This window comes from Streptomyces sp. NPDC057654 (assembly GCF_042800135.1).
GTDB lineage: Bacteria > Actinomycetota > Actinomycetes > Streptomycetales > Streptomycetaceae > Streptomyces.
The window spans coordinates 1-4,114 of record NZ_JBHVHQ010000777.1 but is presented as its reverse complement, the minus strand read 5'-3'; the positions used below and the strand labels follow the sequence as shown (position 1 = coordinate 4,114).

At 67.0% G+C, this 4,114-nt stretch carries 7 protein-coding genes and 2 pseudogenes; 7 read left to right on the top strand and 2 right to left on the bottom strand.

Features of this window, described 5'->3' with window-relative positions; genetic code table 11:
* Window positions 1–19: 19 nt before the first annotated feature.
* The 5 genes and pseudogenes from ACFU99_RS35635 (at window position 20) to ACFU99_RS35615 (ending at window position 2,028) form a co-directional block, all read left to right on the top strand.
* Complete coding sequence (locus ACFU99_RS35635) at window positions 20–619, top strand: hypothetical protein (RefSeq protein WP_384400357.1); 600 nt, start codon at window positions 20–22, stop codon at window positions 617–619.
* Between the two features lie 65 nt (window positions 620–684).
* Window positions 685–1,224 (top strand): annotated as a pseudogene (locus ACFU99_RS35630) (glycoside hydrolase family 25 protein); the annotation flags it as partial.
* 51 nt (window positions 1,225–1,275) lie between these two features.
* A pseudogene (locus tag ACFU99_RS35625) lies at window positions 1,276–1,500 on the top strand (peptidoglycan-binding protein); the annotation flags it as partial.
* Window positions 1,501–1,528: 28 nt separating this feature from the next.
* Window positions 1,529–1,774, top strand: coding sequence for a hypothetical protein (locus tag ACFU99_RS35620; protein ID WP_384400354.1), 246 nt, complete (start codon window positions 1,529–1,531; stop codon window positions 1,772–1,774).
* Window positions 1,771–2,028, top strand: a complete 258-nt coding sequence (locus ACFU99_RS35615; RefSeq protein WP_384400351.1) for a hypothetical protein — start codon at window positions 1,771–1,773, stop codon at window positions 2,026–2,028. Before ACFU99_RS35620 ends, ACFU99_RS35615 begins: the two co-directional genes overlap by 4 nt.
* A gap of 59 nt (window positions 2,029–2,087) precedes the next feature.
* On the opposite strand, the gene ACFU99_RS35610 is transcribed toward ACFU99_RS35615, so the two are convergent.
* Entirely contained in the window at window positions 2,088–2,294 is a 207-nt protein-coding gene (locus tag ACFU99_RS35610) for a DUF397 domain-containing protein (protein WP_384400349.1), read from the bottom strand.
* Complete coding sequence (locus ACFU99_RS35605; protein ID WP_384400346.1) at window positions 2,291–3,127, bottom strand: helix-turn-helix domain-containing protein; 837 nt, start codon at window positions 3,125–3,127, stop codon at window positions 2,291–2,293. Before ACFU99_RS35605 ends, ACFU99_RS35610 begins: the two co-directional genes overlap by 4 nt.
* A 179-nt stretch (window positions 3,128–3,306) precedes the next feature.
* Between ACFU99_RS35605 and ACFU99_RS35600 the strand changes: the two genes are divergently transcribed.
* Entirely contained in the window at window positions 3,307–3,447 is a 141-nt protein-coding gene (locus ACFU99_RS35600; protein ID WP_384400343.1) for a hypothetical protein, read from the top strand.
* 277 nt (window positions 3,448–3,724) lie between these two features.
* Window positions 3,725–3,973 carry a hypothetical protein gene (locus ACFU99_RS35595; RefSeq protein ID WP_384400340.1) on the top strand — a complete coding sequence of 83 codons (249 nt, stop codon included), beginning with the start codon at window positions 3,725–3,727 and terminating at the stop codon, window positions 3,971–3,973.
* Window positions 3,974–4,114 lie beyond the last annotated feature (141 nt).

The window sequence follows — 4,114 nt, the reverse complement described above, 5'->3', positions numbered from 1 at the left end:
GCCGTAGACCGTGTAGTTGTTGACGTCGAAGTTGGCGCCGCCGCCCCTGCCGGGGGCGTGGATGCCCGACGACTACGGACTACGGTCCTGGGCGTACGACCTCAGCGCCGAGTCCCGCACCCCCGGCGACATGCCGAGCGAGGCCGGCCGCCTGTACCTCGTCGGTGTCCCGCTCCGCACGGTCGGCACCGTCTCAAAGCTGGCCGTGCACGTCATGGGCTACGACAAGCCCAAGTCGACCGTGACGGCCGCCTACCTCGGGATCTACGACAGGGACCTCAAGCGGGTAGCGCAGACTGCGAGCGTCATCTCGTCGCTCCCCGAGACGCACAACATCGGTGGGCAGCTCGCAACCTTCAACCTGACCGCGCCCGTGCAGCTCGCTGCCGGCAGCTACTACGTGGCAATTCTGATCAAGGGGACCGGCACGACCGTGCCGTACCTCGCCGCTACCAACTGGGCAGGGAACGGCACGACCAGCGGCGCACGGCCCACCGACACCCGCGGCGTCTACCGGTGGCTCCAGACGTCATCCACCACCCTCACCACCTTGCCCACCACCCTCGCGCTCGCCGACATGACCGACGGCCAGACGTGCTACTGGGCCGGCATCGGCTGACCACGGCACACCAACCACCACGCCCCGACATAACGCCGGGGCGTTTCTCATGCCAGGAGACCCACATGACCGTACGAGGCATCGACGTCTCGTCGTACCAGTCGACCACCTACTCGACCGACGGCCTCGACTTCGTGTTCGTCAAGGCGACCGAAGGCACGTCGTACATCAACCCGAAGATGACCGCGCAGGCCGCCCGCGGCAGGTCAGCCGGCCTCGTTGTCGGCTTCTACCACTTCCTGCGCCCCGGCAGCATGAGCGCGCAGGCCGCGTACTTCGTCGAGAAGTGCGCTTCCGTCGAGGGCGACCCGCTGTTCGCGGATTGGGAAGACCCCGGCGTGAGCTGCGCGGACAAGGACCATTTCCTTGCCGAGGTGAAACGGCTGCGGGGCAGCAATCACCGCGTCGGCCTGTACTGCAACCTCGACTACTGGAAGAACCGCGACACCACCAGCCAGGCCGGTGATGCGCTGTGGATCGCCGACTACGTCACAGCGGGTCATCCGCGTGTCGAGGCGAAGTGGCTGTTTCACCAGCACACCGACCGGCCCCTCGACACCAGCGTCGCCGCCTTCGCAGACCGGGCCACGCTACGCCGCTGGGCAGGCGGAGGCAGTGGAGGCGGCGGCACCGCGTACGAGCCGTTCCCCGGCGCCGACTGGTTCAAGAAGACGCCCCGCTCGCCCATCATCACGGCCATGGGTCGCCGCCTGGTCGCCGAGGGCTGCTCCGCGTACGAGGACGGGCCCGGCCCGCAGTGGTCCGCCGCCGACCGGGAGTCCTTCCGCAAGTGGCAACGCAAGCTCGGCGACGCCCCCGAGTTCTGCGACGGCTGGCCCGGCCGCCGTCAGTGGGACGCCCTCAAGGTCCCCAAGAGCTGAACCACACCCCGATCGAAAGGCACACCTCTTGACCCCCGCCAACAAGCGCACCGTCCGTACGGTCCTTCAGACCGTGGTCGCCATCGCTCTCGCTCTGCCCGCCATCGTCGACGCGTCCGGCATCCCCGCATCCCTCCCGTGGGTGGCGGGCGCCCTCGCCGTCGCGGGCGGCCTCGCCCGCGTCATGGCCCTGCCCGCCGTCGAGGCGCTGCTCGACCGAATCGGCCTCGGCCTGGTCGACGACACTCCCCCGGCCAAGGGCGACGACTGGTGACCGATTCAACCGGTACCGACGTCGCCCTCGAACTGGAACGGTTGCGCGGCACGGTCGAGGCGGGGTTCGCTCGCCTCGACGGAGCGCTCGCCCTGCTTGTGCAGCGCTCCGACCAGACCGACCAGCGGCTCGCCGAGCTTGATCAGCGGCTCGCGGCGGTCGAAAGAAGCCGCTGGCCGCTCCCCAGCATCGCCGCACTCGTCGCCGTCGCCGGACTGCTGCTCACCCTGTGGCAGACCACTGCCGCCCGCTGACAACTACGCCCCCGCACCGGCTACATGCCGGTGCGGGGGCCTTTTGCGTTTGCGGCAGCTCAGACGTCGCTACGGGCCGCGAACGCGACGAACGCGGACCACGCGTCGGGGGAGACGGCGAGGGCCGGACCGTCCGGGTTCTTGCTGTCACGAACAGGGACGACGCTGCGCAGAGGGACGAGGTTGCTGGCGACCTCTATGCAGTCGCCACCGTTGTTGCTGTAGGAGGATTTGAACCAGTGGGGAACCGGGTAGTCACCATTCACGAGCTGACCTCTCGTATCTCTTTCATCATGAGTGCAGACGCTGTCTTCGAAAGCGCTTCGCCCTGCAACTGATGGTAGGCCGTCAGCATAGGAAGTACGATTGCGGGCTCACGGTCCACGTTGCCTTGAGCCTGAGACTCGGCATACGCGACGACTGAGCGGTCAGGCATCGTCAGCAGGTTGACCGGGAGGTCGAACGTCCGTCGCTCGCCGATATCGTATGGCGCTACTTGCAAGATCGTCGTGGGGCACGCTGCGCACTCGATCAGCCGTTCAAGCTGGGCGTTCATGACCTCCGGTCCGCCAACGGGCCGCCGGATGCAGCTCTCGTCCAGCACCACGAACAGCATGGGAGGGGGTTGCCGCTCTAGCGCTGCCTGCCGCTCCATCAGGAACGTGACTCGCTTGTCTGCATGCTCGGGCGTGATCGCCCCTCTCCTCGCAGCGCTGTCCGCCAACACCCGCGCATAGTCCGGCGTCTGCAACAGCCCGGGGATGATCCCGATGTTGTAGATCCGGATCTCTACCGCGCGACCCTCGTACCCGACGTACTCCGGGAAGCCTTCCAGGAGGCTGCCATGTTTGATCTCGCGGTACTCCCGTTCGAACGACTCACCGGCACCCACCAGGCCGAGCGCGCTATCGACACCACGCGAGAAACGGAGAGTTGGAGACTTCCGACCAGTTTCAACGCCAGAGATATGCACGCTGGAATAGTCCATATGCGCGGCTAGGTCATCCTGAGTCCAGCCGCGCGCCTCCCGCAGGCTGCGCAGCCGCGCTCCGTAGGCTGCCTGGGGGGAAGCTTCCGGATTCAACTCTTTGCGATTCAAGGGCTTTTCACCATCCTTTCATCCTCTTTCGGGAGGTTGAATGCTTCCCTGCATTGGTCCACGCTGAACCTTCCGGTAGTGCTCTCGCTACGGAGAGGAGTGGAACAGTGTCCCGGAAGCGCGACCGCCCCACCAAACCTCCGCGGGCCCCCGCGCCTTGCCCTCCTTCTAGTGGACCGGTGGAAGCCATCCTGCGTGCCGGTGGAGCCTGGGGCATGGCTCCCGCTGACTGGCCGGCTGCGAGCGAGTACCGCACCGATCGGGCCGCGCTGGCGCGCTTGCGGACCGAACTGGGCCGCCTGCATTGGCTGTTCTCGTGAGTAGCGACGCGCGGGCAGAGCTGTCACGGCTCATGGCGAAGTACGGCGCTGACGGGATGCTGTTCTTCCCCAAGCCTCCACCGAGGAAGAAACGTCGCGACCCCTACGCGGCTGCATTCCCGAAGTGCCAGTGCGCCGAGCACCGCGCCGGGCGCGGCAAGCCCGATGGCCCCATCCGCTTGAACGCCAACGAGCCCAACAAGCCCAAGGAGGATGGGAGTTGAGTAGGCAGACTTTCCGGTACCTTCGGTGGGAGATAACGCGAGACCCGCTGGGCATGAACGAGCTATCCGTCGTGTGCGTGTCCGGCGACGACGTCGAGTGCAAGGCAGAGTCCGGGGTCTACGTGGTGGAAGCGCCGGCAGAAGAGTGGATGCGCCGCCACACACAGGCGACGGGCCACAAGCGCTACCGGTGGTCGTACGGCCGATACATGCTGGTGGAGCCGCCGTCCGACTTCACGGGCGTGACCGTCATCGGTCAGGTAGCGCCTCGCGCGCTTCCGCCGGGGGACGGTGCCGCATGACCGGCCAACGGGTAGCCGTCGCCCTCTTGGTTTCCGCTCTCGTGCTCGCTGTGGTGACGACACTCTGGCTCCTGGCCGTGATCGCATCCCGCCACCCCTAGATTCCCCTCGCCGCCGGTTGACCTCACGAGGGCCCGGCGG

Coding starts and splice junctions, on each gene's coding strand:
- ACFU99_RS35595 (WP_384400340.1), top strand. CDS start 3,725: ATGAACGAGCTATCCGTCGTGTGCGTGTCCGGCGACGACGTCGAGTGC.